Here is a 14,938-nt window from a genome sequence, read left to right on the forward strand (position 1 = left end):
CGGCCCTATCCGGGGGGCCAGTTGAGGCCGCGACCGCCCAGCACGTGGGCGTGCGCGTGGAAGACGGTCTGGCCGGCGCCGACACCGGTGTTGAAGGTGATGCGGTAGCCGCTGCCGTCGACCTTCTCCTGCTCGGCGACCTCGCCGGCCTCGCGGAGCACGTCGGCGGCGACGCTCGGCGCGGCGGCGGCGAGCGAGGCGGCGTCCGGGTAGTGGAGGCGCGGGATGACGAGCACGTGGGTGGGCGCCTGCGGGTTGATGTCGCGGAAGGCCAGCGTGGTCTCGGTCTCGCGGACGAGTGTCGCCGGCACCTCCCCGGCCACGATCTTGCAGAACAGGCAGTCGCTCTGCGGCTCTCCGGCCATGCTGCGGGCCTCCTCGCCTCCGATGGTCATTGTCCTCGCATGCTATCCGGCGGTCCGGGTCAGTCCTTGGGCATCCGCCGGTTGAGGGCCGAGCGGCTCACCCAGTACGTGATGATCACGGCCCAGAAGAGCGGGGTGCCGAGCCCCGCGACGACGCCGGAGTCGAAGCTCCACAGGGCCAGGGTGACGGCCGAGTACAGCCCGAGCAGCCCGACGGCGGCGGCCATCGCGAGGACCGGACGGCAGTTGCGGGCGACGAGCAGCAGCGGGCGGCGCAGTCTCGGCGGCACCCGGCGGCCCATCCACACGGCCCAGCCCGCCCAGGCGCCGACGAGCACGGCCGCGCCGATGACGAAGGGCACGACGGCGTCGGCGCCGGTGGCGCCGGTGCGGATCGGGGCGGAGCCGACGGCGGAGGCGATGAAGCCGAGGAGGGCGACCCAGCGGGCGCCGGCGGCCGTGCCCCAGGCCATCGCCTCCAGGTTGTAGCGGGCCTTGGTGTCGCCGAGGTCGAGGGCGGCGGAGGCGACGAAGCCCTCGGCGGCCTGGGTCCAGGCCCCGCGCCGCAGCCAGCGGCGGCGCAGTCTGAGGAGGGAGAGGTTGTTGTGGGCCTCGCTGCTCTGCGGGTTGAGCCGCAGGGTCGTCTCGTACGCCGTCCGGGCGGTGGCGTGGTCGCCGCGCCGCTGGGCGGTGAGGCCGACGAGGAAGTGGGCGGCGTCCTCCTCGGGGCCGAGGGCGACGGCGGTCCGCGCGGCCTCGTAGGCGGCGGCGGTCCTGGCCCGGTCGCGGCCGCGGCCGGCCTCGGCGGTCTCGGCGAGCGCGGTGCCGAGCGCGTAGTGGCTGCCCCAGAAGTGCGGGGCCAGCTGGACGGTGCGGTGGGCCGAGGCCTCGGCGTCCCCGTACCGCTTGAGGGCCAGGAGGATCTGGGTGCGCATCAGGTGCGCCATGATCAGCTCGGGTTCGGCGCGCAGCGCCTGTTCGACGGCGACGAGCGCGTCCGCGTGGTGCCCGGCCCGGTGCCGGCACCGGGCGAGCAGGGTGAGCGCGTCGGCGTCGTCGGGGTCCTCGGCGAGGTGCCGGGCGGCGAGCTCCCCGGCCTGCTCGTACCGGCCGGCCTCGTAGAGCGCCTCGGCGCGGGCGAGCGCCGAGGGCGTGGCGGGGCCGGCGGGCGTGGCGGGAGTGGTCACAGCTTGCGCTTCCGCTTCAGGTAGGCGAGGAGGTCGTCGTAGAGACCGCCCTCGTTGGCGAACATGGCGACGTTCCGCGCGGCGGCGAACCAGGGCTCGGTGGAGGGCCGGATCTGCTTGGCGGCGCCGAGCAGGTCCTTGGTGGTGATGAGGCGGACGGAGCCGGTGCGGGCGGAGTCGAGGAGGGCGGCCTCGGCGGCGGTCTCGCAGACGTGCGCGAGGTCGGCGCCGGAGAAGTCCTCGGTGGCCTTGACGAGCTTGCCGAGGTCGACGGCCTCGATGGGCCGCTCGCGCAGGTGGTAGCGGAGGATCGCCTCGCGGGCGGCGGCGTCGGGCGGCAGCACGAGGAGGGTGCGGTCGAGGCGGCCGGGTCGGCGCAGGGCGATGTCGACGTCCCAGGGGACGTTGGTGGCGGCGAGGACGAAGACGCCTTCGTTGCCGGAACCGGAGGCGATGCCGTCGAGCTCGGTGAGGAGCTGGTTGACGACGTTGCGCAGCCCGTTGTTGTGGGTGCGGGAGCGCTTGCCGCCGAGGGCGTCGAGCTCGTCGAGGAAGACGACGCAGGGGGCCTGGCGGCGGGCGGTCTCGAAGATGTCGTGGATGTTCTTCTCGGAGGCGCCGATCCACATGTCGAGGACGTCGGAGAGCGAGACGGTGAGGAAGTTGGCGCCGAGCTCTCCGGCGACGGCCCGGGCGATGAAGGTCTTGCCGCAGCCGGGAGGGCCGTACAGGAGGAGTCCGCCGCGCAGCGACTTGCCGTAGAGGCGGCGGAGTTCGGGGTTGCGCATGGGGGCGAGGAAGGCGGCTTCGAGCCGTTCCTTGACGTCGGTCATGCCGCCGACGTCGGCGAGGCGGACGGCTCCGGGCGCGTCCACGTCCCAGGCGGCGGCGTCCCCCGCGAGCCCGTCGCCCTCGGCCTGCGGCTCCTCCAGGAACCGCGGACCGACGACGTCGGACACCTGTTCCTCGGCGGCGGCCCAGTCGAAGGAGGGCTTCTCCTCGGGAGCGGGAGCGGGCGGGGTCGCCGGGACGGGCGGAACCGCGGTCACCTGCGGGGGCGGCGCCACGGGCGGGGTCTCCGCCACCGGGGGAGCCTCGGGCGCGGCCGGCGGCAGCCCCATCGCGCGGACCATCAGCGCGCGGGCGGCGGCGTCCCCCGGCGCGTGCTGGAGGGCGACGGCGGCCTCCGTGACGGCTTCGTCGCCCCGCCCGTCCGCGAGGAGGAGTTCGGCGAAGTGGAGGCGCAGGGGCACGTCGCCGGGGGCGGCGGCGACCGCGGCGCGCAGACTGCGGATCAGGGGGGACTCGTCGGCCATGCGGCTCAGCCTAGAAAAGACCCGCGCCGCTTGGACAGCGGGTCCCCGATCTGTGGAAAACCACCCCCCGGCCGCCCCCTGTGGACAACCGGCTTCGTGACGGGCTCGCCGCCGGTCTCAGCCCCAGCGGCCGGTGCGGCCGAGGACGAGGGCGGTGGCCGCCGTGCCCGCCGTGGAGGTCCGCAGCACGCTCCGGCCGAGCCGGAACGGCCGGGCTCCGGCCGCCTCGAAGGCGGCCAGCTCCTCCGGGGAGACCCCGCCCTCGGGGCCGACGACGAGCACGATCGAGCCCTTCGCGGGGAGTTCGGCGGTGGCGAGGGCGCCGCTGGGGTGGTCGCGGTCCTCGTGCAGCACGGCCGCGAAGTCGGCGCCGGCGAGCAGCTGGGCGACCTGCTTGGTGGTCATGAGCTCGGCGACGTCGGGGAAGCGCGTGCGGCGGGACTGCTTGCCGGCCTCGCGGGCGGTGGCGCGCCACTTGGCGAGCGCCTTGAGGCCGCGGTCGCCGCGCCACTGGGTGATGCAGCGGGAGGCGGCCCACGGCACGATCGCGTCGACGCCGGTCTCGGTCATGGTCTCGACGGCGAGTTCGCCCCGGTCGCCCTTGGGGAGGGCCTGGACGACGGTGATCCGGGGCTCCTCCGCGGGCTCCTCGTGCGCGGCCGTCACCTCGACGGTCAGCCGGTCCTTGCCCTCGGTGTCCCGCACCAGGCAGTCGGCCCAGTGTCCCCGGCCGTCGGTGAGGACGAGCTCCTCGCCGGCCCGGAGGCGCTTCACGGAGACGGCGTGCCGTCCCTCGGGTCCCTCCAGGACGTGGGTGCCGGCGCCGGGCACGGCGTCGACGACGAAGACGGGGGCGGTCATGAGGCACTCCTGAGGGCCGGGTCGGCGAGGGTGTCGAGGGCGGTGTCGAGTTCGGCGGCGAGCACCCGGACGAGTTCTCCGGCGGGCAGCTCGCGGGCGAGGCGGTGCCCCTGCCCGGCCCACAGGGCCATGCCCTGGGCGTCCCCGGCGGTGGCGGCGGCCTTCCGCAGCGGGGCGGTGAGGTGGTGGACCTCGGGGTAGGCGGCGGGGGCGTACGGGCCGTGCTCGCGCATGAAGCGGTTGACGAGCCCGCGGGCCGGCCGCCCGGAGAAGGCGCGGGTGAGGGCGGTGCGGTGGAAGAGCGGGTCGGTCAGGGCCCGCTTGTGGAGCGGATGGGCGCCGGACTCGGGGCACACGAGGAAGGCGGTGCCGAGCTGGGCGGCGCCGGCCCCGGCGGCGAGGACGGCGGCGATCTGCGCGCCGCGCATCAGCCCGCCGGCGGCGACCAGCGGCAGGGTGGTGGCCTCCCGGACCTGGGCGAGCAGGGCGAGCAGCCCCGTGCCGCGTTGTTCGTCGTCGGGGTCGTCGCGGTACGTGCCCTGGTGGCCGCCCGCCTCGACGCCCTGGACGCAGAGCGCGTCGGCGCCGGCCGCCTGGGCGGTCCGGGCCTCCTCGGCGGAGGTGACGGTGACGATCGTGTACGTACCGGCGCGGTCGAAGGCCTGGAAGGTCTCGGGCTTCGGACAGCCGAAGGTGAAGGAGACGACGGGGACCGGGTCCTCCAGGAGGATCGCCAGTTTGGACTCGTACCCGTCGTCGCGGCCGCCGTCGGTCTCGCCGAGGGCGGTGCGGTACCAGCCGGCCTCCCCGGCGAGCTGGTGGCGGTAGACCTCGATGGCCGCCGGGTCGGCGCCGGGGTCGGTCTGGGGCATGAACACGTTGACGCCGAAGGGCTTTCCGGTGAGCCCGCGGACCTGCTTGATCTCCTGGTAGAGGCTGCCGGCCGTCTTGTACCCGGCGGCGAGGAAGCCGAGCGCGCCGGCCTCGGCGACGGCGCCGACGAGCTCCGGACAAGAAGCGCCACCCGCCATGGGGGCCTGCACGATCGGGTACCGGAAGAGATCGTTCAGTGCGGTGGTGGACATATGGGCATCGTGCCATGCCCGTTGTGGGCACGGGAAAGGGGCGGCACCCGGAGTGCCGCCCCTCTCACTCACCGATCATGCCGGCCGGGTCTCAGCGCCCGTTGAAGGCGTCCTTCAGGCGCGAGAACAGACCCTGCTGCCCGGGCTGGAACTGGCCCGTGGGCCGCTCCTCGCCACGCAGCCCGGCCAGCTCGCGCAGGAGGCGCTCCTGCTCGGGGTCGAGCTTGGTCGGCGTCTGGACCTCGACGTGGACGATGAGGTCGCCGCGGCCGTTGCCCCGCAGGTGGGTGACGCCCCGGCCGTGCAGCGGCACCGACTGCCCGGACTGGGTGCCCGGGCGGATGTCGATCTCCTCCAGGCCGTCGAGCGTCTGCAGCTGCACCTTGGTGCCGAGCGCCGCCGCCGTCATGGGGAGGGTGACCGTGCAGTGCAGGTCGTCGCCGCGCCGCTGGAAGACCTCGTGCGGGGTCTCCTGGATCTCGACGTACAGGTCGCCGGCGGGGCCGCCGCCGGGGCCGACCTCGCCCTCGCCCGCGAGCTGGATCCGGGTGCCGTTGTCGACACCGGCGGGGATCTTCACCGTCAGGGTGCGGCGGGACCGCACCCGGCCGTCGCCCGCGCACTCGGGGCACGGGGTGGGGACGACGGTGCCGAAGCCCTGGCACTGGGGGCAGGGCCGGGAGGTCATGACCTGGCCGAGGAACGACCGGGTGACCTGGGAGACCTCGCCGCGGCCGTGACACATGTCGCAGGTCTGCGCCGAGGTGCCGGGGGCGGCGCCCTCACCCGAACAGGTGCCGCAGACGACGGCTGTGTCGACCTGGAGGTCCTTGGTGGTGCCGAAGGCCGCCTCGTCGAGGTCGATCTCCAGACGGATCATGGCGTCCTGGCCGCGGCGGGTCCGCGAGCGCGGCCCCCGCTGCCCGGCCGTGCCGAAGAAGGCGTCCATGATGTCGGAGAAGTTGCCGAAGCCGCCCGCTCCGAAGCCGCCCCCGCCGCCCATGCCTCCGGACGAGGAGAGCGGGTCGCCGCCCAGGTCGTAGACCTGCTTCTTCTGCGGGTCCGAGAGGACCTCGTAGGCGGCGTTGATCTCCTTGAACCGCTCCTGCGTCTTCGGGTCCGGGTTGACGTCCGGGTGAAGCTCGCGGGCGAGGCGGCGGAAGGCCTTCTTGATCTCGTCCTGGGAAGCGTCGCGGCGCACACCGAGTGTGGCGTAGTAGTCCGTGGCCACTTACGACTCCGCCAGGATCTGTCCGACGTAACGTGCCACTGCGCGTACCGCTCCCATCGTTCCGGGGTAGTCCATGCGGGTCGGTCCGACCACGCCGAGTTTGGCGACTGCCTCGCCGCCCGAACCGTAGCCGACGGAGACGACCGACGTGGAGTTCAACCCCTCGTAGGCGTTCTCATGGCCGATGCGTACGGTCATGCCCGATTCCTTGACCTCGCCGAGCAGCTTGAGGAGCACGACCTGCTCCTCGAGGGCCTCCAGGACGGGCCTGATCGTCAGCGGGAAGTCGTGTCCGAAGCGGGTGAGATTGGCGGTGCCGCCGATCATCAGCCGCTCCTCGTGCTCCTCCACGAGCGTCTCCAGGAGCGTCGCCAGCACGGTCGAGACCGTGGCGCGCTCCTCGGCCTCCTCGAAGGAATCGGGGAGGTCCTGCACCAGCTGCGGCACGTCGGCGAAGCGACGGCCGCCGACCCGGCTGTTGAGCCGGGCCCGCAGATCGGCGAGGGAGGTTTCGCCGAAGGGCGCCGGGCAGTCGATGACCCGCTGTTCGACCCGCCCGGTGTCCGTGATCAGGACGAGCATCAGCCGGGCCGGGGCCAGCGACAGCAGCTCGACGTGACGGATCGAGGAACGGGTCAGCGACGGGTACTGCACGACGGCGACCTGCCGGGTCAGCTGCGCGAGCAGCCGCACCGTGCGGCCCACGACGTCGTCGAGGTCCACGGCGCCGTCGAGGAAGTTGTGGATGGCGCGCCGCTCGGGGGTCGACAGCGGCTTGACGCCCGCCAGTCGGTCCACGAAGAGGCGGTAGCCCTTGTCCGTGGGGATCCGTCCGGCGCTGGTGTGAGGCTGGGCGATGTACCCCTCCTCCTCCAGCACCGCCATGTCGTTGCGCACGGTGGCGGGCGACACGCCCAGCTTGTGGCGCTCGGTGAGCGCCTTGGAGCCGACCGGCTCCTCCGTCCCGACATAGTCCTGGACGATGGCGCGCAGTACCTCGAGTCTGCGTTCGCTGAGCACGCGCACACCTCCCGTTCCGGCCGTTCCGGTTGCTCCGCTTTTGGCACTCGCCCTGCCCGAGTGCCAGGAAACCCCCGGCCAGTGTACGACCGGGGCCGTCGCTCCTGGCAAGGAGGCGGACCCGCTAGCGTCGGAGGCATGGACATCGACGAAGCGGTCTGGGCGGCGCAGGGGTGGGAACGGCTCGCGGCCGGAGTGGGCCGCCGACGGCTCCCCGGCTGGGACGCGACCACCGGACTCGTCGTGGGGGACAAGGCCGTCCTGCTCTACGACACGGGCTCCACCCTCGCCGAGGGCGCCGCGATCCGGGCCCAGGCGGAGGCGATCACCGGCGGCCGGCGCGTGACGCACATCGCACTCGGCCACCCCCACTTCGACCACGTCCTGGGCACCGCCGCCTTCGCCGGCGCGGAGGTCTTCGGCGCGGTCGGCACGGACGAGCTCCTCGCCTCCGCCCGCACCCGCGAGGAGCTGTACGAGGACGCGGTGCGCCAGGGCGCCGACGAGCGGGCCGCGGCGGAGGCGGCGGAGGCCCTGGTGGCCCCCCGGCACACGGTCACCGGCGAATGGACCCTCGACCTCGGCGGCCGGCAGGTCCTCCTGGCCAACCTGGGTCCGGCCCATTCCGGCCACGATCTCGCCGTCTTCGTCCCCGGCGAGCGCGAGACCGTCTTCTGCGGCGACCTCGTCGAGGAGTCCGGCGAACCCCAGGCGGGCCCCGACGCGGCCGGCGCCCACTGGCCGGACGCCCTCGACCGCCTCCTCGCCCTGGGCGGCGAGGACGCCCTGTACGTCCCCGGCCACGGCGCCGTGGTGGACGCGGCCTTCGTCCGACGCCAGCGCGATGAACTGGCACGCCGCTTCGGGGTGTCGTAGCGTCACGAGACGCGCGGCCGCGCCCGGGGCCCGACACCCCGACCGCCGCGCCCTGGCCGAAACCCGCCCAGCGCACCCGGAGGACCGGACCCCTTGCGCCACTACGACCCCGACCTCACCCCCTCCTGGAAGAAGCAGGCCCCCGTCCCCGAGGTCCCGGCCGACCCCGACCTGGTGGTCGAGGAGGTCTCCACGGGCTTCTGCGGGGCGGTGATCCGCTGCGAGGCGGGCACGGTGACGCTGGAGGACCGCTTCGGCAAGCACCGGGTCTTCCCGCTGGACCCGCGCGGCTTCCTCCTGGACGGCCGCGTGGTGACCCTGGTGCGCCCCGCCTCGCCCGGCCCGTCCCGCCCGGCCCGTACGGCCTCCGGCTCGATCGCCGTCCCCGGCGCCCGGGCCCGGGTCGCCCGCGCGAGCCGCATCTACGTCGAGGGCCGCCACGACGCCGAGCTGGTCGAGCGGGTCTGGGGCGACGACCTCCGCGTCGAGGGCGTGGTCGTGGAGTACCTCGAAGGCGTCGACCACCTGCCGGCCATCGTCGCCGACTTCGCCCCGGGCCCCGACGCCCGCCTGGGCGTCCTCGTCGACCACCTGGTCCCCGGCTCCAAGGAGTCCCGCGTCGCCGCCGAGGTCGCCTCGGAGCACGTCCTGGTGGTCGGCCACCCCTACATCGACATCTGGCAGGCGGTGAAGCCGTCGGTGCTCGGCATCCCGGCCTGGCCGGACGTCCCCCGGGGCCAGGACTGGAAGACGGGCACCTGCCGGGCCCTGGGCTGGCCGTCGGACAACACGGGCGCCGTCTGGCAGGCCATCCTGAAGCGGGTCGGCTCCTACAAGGACCTGGAGCCGGCCCTCCTGGGCCGCGTGGAGGAGCTGATCGACTTCGTGACGGGGTAGCTCCCCCTCACGGGCGTACGTCCCCCGGGAGCGGAACGGCGCACCGGGGCGTTTCCTCGGACCGGGCCGGATCGGCGTGCGTGCCGGGCGTCGCGAGCCCGGCATGATCCGAAAGACCCGCCCTAGTCCACCAGGTCCCGCACCACCGCGTCGGCCAGCAGACGCCCCCGCAGCGTGAGCACGGCCCGCCCGGCGGCGTAGGAGCCGGTCTCCAGGAGGCCGTCGGCGAGCGCCCGCTCGGCGGCCGCCCGCCCGGCGGGCTTGAGCACCGACAGCTCGATCCCCTCCCGGAGCCGCAGCTCCAGCAGGATCCGCTCGACCCGCCGGTCCTCCTCCGCGAGCACCTCCCGCCCGGCGCCGGGCGACTTCCCGGCCCCGAGCGCCGCCGCGTACGCGCCGGGGTGCTTGACGTTCCACCAGCGCACCCCGCCCACGTGCGAGTGGGCGCCGGGCCCGGCCCCCCACCAGTCCGCGCCGCGCCAGTACAGCTCGTTGTGCAGGCAGCGCCCGGCCTCCGAGGTCGCCCAGTTGGACACCTCGTACCAGGAGTACCCGGCCGCCTCGAAGGCCTCGTCGGCGATCAGGTACCGGTCCGCGTGCACGTCGTCATCGGTCATGGGCACCTCGCCGCGCCGGATCCGGCGCGCCAGCTGCGTCCCCTCCTCGACGATGAGGGCGTACGCGCTCACGTGGTCGGGGCCGGCCCCGATGGCCGCGTCGAGCGAGGCCCGCCAGTCGTCGTCGGTCTCCCCCGGCGTGCCGTAGATCAGGTCGAGGTTGACGTGCTCGAAGCCGGCCGCCCGGGCCTCCGCGACGCACTCCTCGGGCCGCCCGGGCGTATGGGTCCGGTCGAGGATCCTCAGCACGTGCGGGCGCGCGCTCTGCATGCCGAAGGAGATCCGGTTGAACCCCCCGGCGCGCAGCTCGGCGAGGTACTCCGGGTTCACGGACTCCGGATTCGCCTCGGTCGTCACCTCGGCGTCGTCCGCGAGCCCGAACTCGTCCCGGATCGCCCCCAGCATCCGTACGAGGTCGCCGGCGGCGAGCAGGGTGGGCGTGCCGCCGCCGACGAAGACCGTCCGCACCGGCCTCGGGTCGTCCCCGAGGACCTTGCGGGCGAGCCGGATCTCCTCGACGACCTGCCCCGCGTAGTTGTCCCGCGAGGCGAGCACCCCGCCGGCACCGCGCAGCTCGCTCGCGGTGTACGTGTTGAAGTCGCAGTAGCCGCACCGGGTGGCGCAGTACGGCACGTGCAGATAGAACCCGAGCGGTCGCTCCCCCGCGCCCTCCAGGGCGTGCGGGGGCAGCGCCCCGTCCTCGGGCATGGGCTCACCATCGGGCAGTACGGAAGGCATGGGACCCATTGTCCCGTACCGCCCGCCCGTACCGCCCCGGACGGCGGCGGCCCGCGCCGGTCAGGCCTCGCGCGAGCCCGTGTACATGTCGTCGATCAGGTTCTTGTACTCGCGCTCGACGACCGGGCGCTTGAGCTTCAGGGACGGGGTGAGTTCGCCGTGCTCGATGTCCAGGTCGCGGGGCAGGAGGCGGAACTTCTTGATCGTCTGCCAGCGCTGGAGGCCCTCGTTGAGGCGGTCGACGTAGCCCTGGATCAGCTTGACGGTCTCCGGGGCGGCGACGACCTCGGCGTACGACCGGCCGCCCAGGCCGTGCTCGGCGGCCCAGCCGAGGAGGGTGGGCTCGTCGAGGGCGATGAGGGCGGTGCAGTAGTTCCGGTCCGCGCCGTGGACGAGGATGTTGGAGACGAAGGGACACACGGCCTTGAACTGGCCCTCGACCTCGGCCGGGGCGATGTACTTGCCGCCGGAGGTCTTGATGAGGTCCTTCTTGCGGTCGGTGATCCGCAGGTAGCCGTCGGCGGAGAGCTCGCCGATGTCGCCGGTGTGGAACCAGCCGTCGGCCTCCAGGACCTCGGCGGTCTTCTCGGGGAGGCCGTGGTAGCCCTCCATGATGCCGGGGCCGCGGAGCAGGATCTCGCCGTCGTCGGCGATGCGGACCTCGGTGCCGGGGAGCGGCTTGCCGACGGTGCCGGTGCGGTAGGCCTCGCCGGGGTTGACGAAGGAGGCGGCCGAGGACTCCGTCAGGCCGTATCCCTCCAGGATGTGGACGCCGGCGCCGGCGAAGAAGTAGCCGATCTCGGGGGCGAGGGCGGCGGAGCCGGAGATGCAGGCGCGCAGCCGGCCGCCGAAGGCCTCGCGGATCTTGGCGAAGACGAGGGTGTCGGCGACCTTGTGCTTGGCGGTGAGGCCGAAGGGCGCGGAGGCGGTACCGGTGCGGCGGAAGTTGTCCTGGGTGACCTTGGCGTACTCGCGGCCGACGCCCGCGGCCCACTGGAAGATCTTGTACTTGGCTCCGCCGCCGGCCCGGGCCTTGGCGGCGACGCCGTTGTAGACCTTCTCGAAGATGCGGGGGACGGCCGCCATGTAGGTCGGCCGGACCACCGGCAGGTTCTCGATGATCTTGTCGACGCGGCCGTCGACGGCGGTGACGTGGCCGACCTCGATCTGGCCGGAGGTGAGGACCTTGCCGAAGACGTGGGCCAGCGGCAGCCACAGGTACTGGACGTCGCTCCGGGTGACGAGGCCGGTGGCGGCGATCGCCTTCGCCATGTACGACCAGTTGTCGTGCGGGAGACGGACGCCCTTGGGGCGGCCGGTGGTGCCGGAGGTGTAGATGAGGGTGGCGAGCTGCTCGCGGGTGATCGCGGAGACCCGCTCCTTGACCGCCTCGGGGTGCTTCTCCAGGTACGCGGCTCCGCGCGCCTCCAGCTCGGCGAGGGTGAGGACCCACTCCGCGGAGGTGTCGGCGCCCTCGGGGTCGATGACCACGACGTGGTGGAGGCCGGGCAGCTCGGCGCGGCGCTCGACGGCCTTGGCCAGCTGGGCGGCGTCCTCCGCGATGAGCACCTTGGACTCGGAGTCCGAGAGGATGAAGGCGGACTCGTCGGCGTTGGTCTGCGGGTAGACCGTGGTGGTGGCCGCGCCGGCACACATCACGCCCAGGTCGGCGAGGATCCACTCGACGCGGGTGGCGGAGGCGAGGGCGACCCGCTCCTCGGGCCGGACGCCGAGGTCGACCAGGCCGGCGGCGATGGCGAAGACCCGCCGGGCGGCCTCGCCCCAGCTGAGCGACTTCCAGTCGTCCGGTCCGGTGCCGGAGGCGGCGGGCACCGGGTAGCGGTAGGCCTCCGCGTCGGGTGTGCGCTCGACCCGTTCGAGGAAGAGAGCCGCGACGGAGGGCGGCCGGTCGTCGATCTGGATCTGGTTGTCGCTCACGTCGTCCTCCGGGCGGCGGCGATGCCTGTTGGCGGTGCGGTGGTCATACAACTGCGGATGTGCGGCCACGGCCGCGTAACTAACTCACGAGTAACCTGTGGGGGGCTTCAGATTAGAGCGCCGACGTCCGGTGCGTAAGAGCCTGTGGATAACGGTGGATAACGAACGGGCCCGCGCGCCGGAGGCACGCGGACCCGTTCGTGACGAAGAGGTGGCCGATTCCTGCCACTCCTTCCCGTCACTTCTTCGACTTGCCGCCGGACTCGTCGCTCGACAGGACGGCGATGAAGGCCTCCTGGGGCACCTCCACCGAGCCGACCATCTTCATGCGCTTCTTGCCTTCCTTCTGCTTCTCCAGCAGCTTCCGCTTACGGGAGATGTCACCGCCGTAGCACTTGGCGAGGACGTCCTTGCGGATGGCGCGGATGGTCTCGCGGGCGATGACCCGGGAGCCGATGGCGGCCTGGATCGGCACCTCGAACGCCTGCCGCGGGATCAGCTCGCGCAGCTTGGCGACGAGCCGCACGCCGTACGCGTACGCGGCGTCCTTGTGGGTGACGGCGGAGAAGGCGTCGACCTTGTCGCCGTGCAGCAGGATGTCGACCTTGACCAGGCTGGAGGCCTGCTCGCCGGTGGGCTCGTAGTCGAGGGAGGCGTAACCGCGGGTCTTGGACTTCAGCTGGTCGAAGAAGTCGAAGACGATCTCGGCGAGGGGCAGGGTGTAGCGGATCTCCACCCGGTCCTCGGAGAGGTAGTCCATCCCGATCAGCGTGCCGCGGCGGGTCTGGCAGAGCTCCATGATCGCGCCGATGAACTCGCTGGGGGCGAGGATCGTGGCGCGTACGACGGGCTCGTACACGTCGCTGATCTTGCCCTCGGGGAACTCGCTCGGGTTGGTGACGGTGTGCTCGCTGCCGTCCTCCATCACCACGCGGTAGACCACGTTCGGCGCGGTGGCGATCAGGTCGAGCCCGAACTCGCGCTCCAGCCGCTCGCGGATCACGTCGAGGTGGAGGAGGCCGAGGAAGCCGACGCGGAAGCCGAAGCCGAGCGCGGCGGAGGTCTCCGGCTCGTAGACCAGCGCGGCGTCGTTCAGCTGGAGCTTGTCGAGCGCCTCGCGGAGATCCGGGTACTCCGAGCCGTCCAGCGGGTAGAGACCCGAGAAGACCATCGGCTTCGGGTCCTTGTAGCCGCCGAGGGCCTCGGTGGCGCCGTGGTGCAGGGAGGTGATCGTGTCACCGACCTTGGACTGGCGGACGTCCTTCACACCGGTGATGAGGTAGCCCACCTCACCGACGCCCAGACCGTCGGACGGCGTCATCTCCGGGGAGGAGACGCCGATCTCCAGCAGCTCGTGGGTCGCGCCGGTCGACATCATCCTGATGCGCTCGCGCTTGTTGAGCTGTCCGTCGATGACACGGACGTAGGTGACGACGCCCCGGTACGAGTCGTACACGGAGTCGAAGATCATCGCGCGGGCGGGCGCGTCGGCGACGCCGACCGGCGCCGGGATGTCCCGGACGACCCGGTCGAGCAGCGCCTCGACGCCCATGCCGGTCTTGGCGGAGACCTTGAGGACGTCCTCCGGCTGGCAGCCGATGAGGTTGGCCAGCTCGTCGGCGAACTTCTCCGGCTGGGCGGCCGGCAGGTCGATCTTGTTGAGGACCGGGACGATGGTGAGGTCGTTCTCCATCGCCAGGTAAAGGTTGGCGAGGGTCTGCGCCTCGATGCCCTGCGCCGCGTCGACCAGCAGGATCGTGCCCTCACAGGCGGCCAGCGATCGCGACACCTCATAGGTGAAGTCCACGTGCCCGGGGGTGTCGATCATGTTGAGGATGTGCGTCCGCCCCTGCTCCGGCCCCTCGCTCGGGGCCCAGGGCAGCCGGACCGCCTGGGACTTGATCGTGATGCCGCGCTCACGCTCGATGTCCATCCGGTCGAGGTACTGGGCGCGCATCTGCCGCTGGTCGACCACACCGGTCAGCTGGAGCATCCGGTCGGCGAGCGTGGACTTGCCGTGGTCGATGTGCGCGATGATGCAGAAGTTGCGGATCAGAGCCGGGTCGGTACGGCTCGGCTCGGGCACGTTGGTAGGAGTCGCGGGCACGCAGGGTTCTCGTCTCGGGGCGGTGTTCGGAACGGGTACGTAGCCCCCATCGTCCCATGCCCACGCCCGAGCGTCCGGTTCGGGCGCCGTGCGGCCTCGTTTGGGCCGCCCGGAGCGCGCCTGATACCGTGGACAGCTGTGTCTCGTGTGCCCTCTCAGCTGCGTGGCACATCCTGAAGAAACATCGAACCTGTAAAGGCTCTTTCAGTGGCGAACATCAAGTCCCAGATCAAGCGGAACAAGACCAACGAGAAGGCGCGCCTGCGCAACAAGGCCGTCAAGTCGTCGCTCAAGACCGCGATCCGCAAGGCCCGTGAGGCTGTCGCCGCCGGCGACCTCGAGAAGGCCACTGTGGCCGCCCGTGCCGCCTCGCGTCAGCTCGACAAGGCTGTCTCGAAGGGTGTCATCCACAAGAACGCCGCCGCCAACAAGAAGTCGGCGCTGGCTGTCAAGGTCGCCTCCCTCCAGGGCTGAGACCGGATCTCCTGATCCAGGCTCCACCGGCCGCCGGGACCCAGCGGACCCTCTCTACCGCTCCCGCCCGGCCACCCGCCCCGTACGCGAGACGCGTTCGCCACGCGTGTACGGGACACCTCAAGCACCACCCGAAAGGCCCCGCCCCCTCCTTCCCCAGGAGGATGCGGGGCCTTTCGGCTTGAGCGGGGGCGGCTGGGGGCCGGGGCGGGGGAGTGGGGTGGTG

The 14,938-nt window shown here is 72.7% G+C and carries 13 protein-coding genes; 3 read left to right on the forward strand and 10 right to left on the reverse strand.

All coding sequences use genetic code 11. The annotated features are described in order from the left end of the window. Positions 1-5: 5 nt before the first annotated feature. The 7 genes from ACFZCF_RS03565 to hrcA all read right to left on the reverse strand — a co-directional run bounded on the left by ACFZCF_RS03565 (position 6) and on the right by hrcA (position 7,065). A complete protein-coding gene (locus ACFZCF_RS03565; protein ID WP_388441791.1) occupies positions 6-365 on the reverse strand; it encodes a histidine triad nucleotide-binding protein in 360 nt (119 codons plus the stop codon). Between the two features lie 59 nt (positions 366-424). After that, a complete protein-coding gene (locus ACFZCF_RS03570) occupies positions 425-1,552 on the reverse strand; it encodes a tetratricopeptide repeat protein (protein ID WP_388440760.1) in 1,128 nt (375 codons plus the stop codon). After that, positions 1,549-2,868 carry an AAA family ATPase gene (locus ACFZCF_RS03575; RefSeq protein WP_388440763.1) on the reverse strand — a complete coding sequence of 440 codons (1,320 nt, stop codon included), beginning with the start codon at positions 2,866-2,868 and terminating at the stop codon, positions 1,549-1,551. The genes ACFZCF_RS03570 and ACFZCF_RS03575 overlap by 4 nt, the downstream gene beginning before the upstream one ends. A gap of 117 nt (positions 2,869-2,985) precedes the next feature. Then, positions 2,986-3,729, reverse strand: a complete 744-nt coding sequence (locus tag ACFZCF_RS03580; protein WP_391284355.1) for a 16S rRNA (uracil(1498)-N(3))-methyltransferase — start codon at positions 3,727-3,729, stop codon at positions 2,986-2,988. Continuing rightward, positions 3,726-4,814 carry a nitronate monooxygenase gene (locus tag ACFZCF_RS03585; protein WP_388440769.1) on the reverse strand — a complete coding sequence of 363 codons (1,089 nt, stop codon included), beginning with the start codon at positions 4,812-4,814 and terminating at the stop codon, positions 3,726-3,728. The genes ACFZCF_RS03580 and ACFZCF_RS03585 overlap by 4 nt, the downstream gene beginning before the upstream one ends. A 91-nt stretch (positions 4,815-4,905) precedes the next feature. Then, entirely contained in the window at positions 4,906-6,045 is a 1,140-nt protein-coding gene (gene dnaJ / locus ACFZCF_RS03590; RefSeq protein WP_388440772.1) for a molecular chaperone DnaJ, read from the reverse strand. Then, positions 6,046-7,065, reverse strand: a complete 1,020-nt coding sequence (gene hrcA, locus ACFZCF_RS03595) for a heat-inducible transcriptional repressor HrcA (protein WP_388440775.1) — start codon at positions 7,063-7,065, stop codon at positions 6,046-6,048. It abuts the gene before it with no gap. Positions 7,066-7,203: 138 nt separating this feature from the next. Between hrcA and ACFZCF_RS03600 the strand changes: the two genes are divergently transcribed. After that, positions 7,204-7,941 (forward strand): MBL fold metallo-hydrolase, encoded by a 738-nt coding sequence (locus ACFZCF_RS03600; RefSeq protein WP_388440778.1) that lies wholly within the window; start codon positions 7,204-7,206, stop codon positions 7,939-7,941. 93 nt (positions 7,942-8,034) lie between these two features. Continuing rightward, a complete protein-coding gene (locus tag ACFZCF_RS03605) occupies positions 8,035-8,838 on the forward strand; it encodes a DUF3097 domain-containing protein (protein WP_388440785.1) in 804 nt (267 codons plus the stop codon). 122 nt (positions 8,839-8,960) lie between these two features. On the opposite strand, the gene hemW is transcribed toward ACFZCF_RS03605, so the two are convergent. The 3 genes from hemW to lepA all read right to left on the reverse strand — a co-directional run bounded on the left by hemW (position 8,961) and on the right by lepA (position 14,238). Further along, positions 8,961-10,202, reverse strand: coding sequence for a radical SAM family heme chaperone HemW (hemW, locus tag ACFZCF_RS03610; protein WP_388440788.1), 1,242 nt, complete (start codon positions 10,200-10,202; stop codon positions 8,961-8,963). A 51-nt stretch (positions 10,203-10,253) separates the two neighbouring features. Continuing rightward, positions 10,254-12,131 carry an AMP-dependent synthetase/ligase gene (locus ACFZCF_RS03615; protein WP_388440792.1) on the reverse strand — a complete coding sequence of 626 codons (1,878 nt, stop codon included), beginning with the start codon at positions 12,129-12,131 and terminating at the stop codon, positions 10,254-10,256. Between the two features lie 238 nt (positions 12,132-12,369). Then, the gene (gene lepA, locus ACFZCF_RS03620; RefSeq protein ID WP_388440795.1) at positions 12,370-14,238 is read right to left on the reverse strand and encodes a translation elongation factor 4; all 1,869 of its coding nucleotides are present in this window, start codon (positions 14,236-14,238) and stop codon (positions 12,370-12,372) included. Between the two features lie 207 nt (positions 14,239-14,445). On the opposite strand from lepA, the gene rpsT reads away from it, so the two are divergent. Beyond that, positions 14,446-14,712, forward strand: a complete 267-nt coding sequence (gene rpsT / locus ACFZCF_RS03625; RefSeq protein ID WP_043221497.1) for a 30S ribosomal protein S20 — start codon at positions 14,446-14,448, stop codon at positions 14,710-14,712. Positions 14,713-14,938: the final 226 nt, after the last annotated feature.

The sequence above is a fragment of the Streptomyces sp. NPDC007945 genome (assembly GCF_042958885.1).
Lineage (GTDB): Bacteria > Actinomycetota > Actinomycetes > Streptomycetales > Streptomycetaceae > Streptomyces.

Excerpts from the sequence above, each read along its gene's own strand:
- ACFZCF_RS03565 (WP_388441791.1), bottom strand. The coding sequence starts at position 365 with ATGGCCGGAGAGCCGCAGAGCGACTGCCTGTTCTGCAAGATCGTGGCC.
- ACFZCF_RS03575 (WP_388440763.1), bottom strand. The coding sequence starts at position 2,868 with ATGGCCGACGAGTCCCCCCTGATCCGCAGTCTGCGCGCCGCGGTCGCC.
- ACFZCF_RS03580 (WP_391284355.1), bottom strand. The coding sequence starts at position 3,729 with ATGACCGCCCCCGTCTTCGTCGTCGACGCCGTGCCCGGCGCCGGCACC.
- ACFZCF_RS03585 (WP_388440769.1), bottom strand. The coding sequence starts at position 4,814 with ATGTCCACCACCGCACTGAACGATCTCTTCCGGTACCCGATCGTGCAG.
- ACFZCF_RS03600 (WP_388440778.1), top strand. The coding sequence starts at position 7,204 with ATGGACATCGACGAAGCGGTCTGGGCGGCGCAGGGGTGGGAACGGCTC.
- hemW (WP_388440788.1), bottom strand. The coding sequence starts at position 10,202 with ATGGGTCCCATGCCTTCCGTACTGCCCGATGGTGAGCCCATGCCCGAG.